This is a genomic window from Microcystis sp. LE18-22.4A, assembly GCF_027531105.1.
Lineage (GTDB): Bacteria > Cyanobacteriota > Cyanobacteriia > Cyanobacteriales > Microcystaceae > Microcystis > Microcystis aeruginosa.
Genome location: NZ_JAPZRB010000374.1, coordinates 1 through 1,956, shown reverse-complemented (window position 1 = coordinate 1,956; position 1,956 = coordinate 1). Strand labels below are relative to the sequence as shown.

At 36.5% G+C, this 1,956-nt stretch carries 1 protein-coding gene and 2 pseudogenes; all 3 read left to right on the top strand.

The features are described 5' to 3' along the window. Positions 1–435 precede the first annotated feature (435 nt). Positions 436–1,396, top strand: a pseudogene (locus O9295_RS16705) (transposase). 63 nt (positions 1,397–1,459) lie between these two features. Next, positions 1,460–1,657, top strand: a complete 198-nt coding sequence (locus O9295_RS27455) for a hypothetical protein (protein WP_353851870.1) — start codon at positions 1,460–1,462, stop codon at positions 1,655–1,657. After that, positions 1,658–1,956: pseudogene (locus O9295_RS27450) on the top strand (hypothetical protein); the annotation flags it as partial.

The following is a 1,956-nucleotide window of genomic DNA, read 5'->3' as shown; positions in this document are numbered from 1 at the left end:
AATCCTTATCTGGTAAGAGACTTAATTGATTAGTTCGCTCTATATCAAAAACAATTAACAAAAATCGCTAAATGCCTTTCTATATAAGGGTTCCATCCCTTATAACCCCCGTCCATTGCATAACACAAACCGAAGAGCCATTTTTATTCTTAATAACGCTCTCCTAAGAAACAGAGCTAGTCATAGAGGGTGGGAGAGGCTCAGGAATTATCTCAAAGCCAAGGAAGTGGGCTTTTTTTGGTCAGGTTTTGCACGAGTTGCTCTGACTGTAGTTTAAACTAAAAAATGTACATGATCTCGAGCAACTCCGATCTCTAGAAACTTAATTTCATAACGTTTTTCTCAGAAGTGTTGAACGTTGAGAAAAGTCAGACAAAAAATGCTATTATAGATAGAATCTAGACAACTTATTACCCTCACAATAGGGAGTTTGCCCTGATGACGAATTTCTCAAAACTCATAAAAGAGCTTCTCAAACCACTGCCTAAAAATAACTACCCCGCTTTAGACACTTTGACATTTTTGTCCTGTTGGATTGGTTTTGCTTTAGATAAAAGCATCGTCAGTATGAGGGACTTATGCAGTCGAATGGTACTTCAAGGAATTAATGTACATTTATCCCCATTTTCTCAGGCAAGCAAAATTAGAGAAACAAGTCCGTTTGAGAAAGTCATTGTCGAATTAAATAAGCGTTTAGTTGCCAAAAAAGGAATAGAGAATGCGCGAGCTTTATTTCCTATTGACTCAACAATAATTAGCTTAACCAGTCAACTACTATGGTCGCCAGGATGGCATCAAGTAAAACTATTCTCTGGTCTCAATAGTATCACAACAGAGGTGGTCGGAATCCTCATCCATTTTGGTCAAGGTCATGACTCAAAAGAAGGAGGAAAAACGATAGAAGCAATTCCCGTAAATGGAGTTTGAGTAATGAATAGAGGATTTTCTTCTAATCAAAGAATTACAGAATTATTAGAGATCACTGACAAGCATTTTGTCTTGAGAGTGAAAAATAATATTAGCCTAGAGATGCTCGAAAATGGCAAGTGTAAACTCGGAAAAGATCAAAGACAAATAGAAGTAAGAGTAGTCGCTTTTTGCGACCTAGAAAGTCAAAGAAGAAGTTGCCGAAATTTACATCCAAAGATGGCAAATAGAACTCCTGTGGAAATTTTTTAAAATGCCTCTAAAGTTGGATAATCTAATCACCAAAAATGAGAACGGAATCCGCATACAGATCTGTAGCTGCATTATCACTTATCTGATTCTACAACTAATAGATATTGAAGAAGGATTTGGGAAAAGCTTATTAGATAAACTGCGCTATTTACAGAGTTTCATGTGTCAACATATTAGTTATATCCACTGGTTCCGGAGGATTGTCTATTCAACTTAAAATTTGATGTTATAGGGGTATTATTCTTGTCAATGTAAAGTTTTATTACAGGATTCAACGCTTCTGGCATTAAGCGAATATTTTGAAGCGTTTTTATGCTTCTTTTTTCCCGAAGTTAACCGATTAATTGATTGGACAAAAATTCCCGAATCCCTAGAAAAAGAACTCAAACGGATTACCGCTTCAGCAAAGACAAAAAAACGTTTCGCTGACAAACTCTATTCAGTTATCAGTTACCAGTTATCAGTTATCAGTGACTAATTGGAAGCAAGTAGCAATCCTTTTGCTATAATCGTCATGGCACACCTGAAAACAAAAGCGACTACTGGGAAGCTGCCACAACGGGAACAGTGGAAGTGGAAGTTAATCAGGGGATTGTATGAAAAGGAGTTTGAGAGAGAACAGATAATTAAACTGTTTGAAATCATCGACAATATGATGACTTTATCCCCTGAATTACAGTCAAGTTTAGAAAGTAAAATCAAACAATTTGAGGAGGAAAGAACCATGCCTTTAATGAGTAATATGGAGTTACGAGGAATGGAACGCGGTAAGGAAAT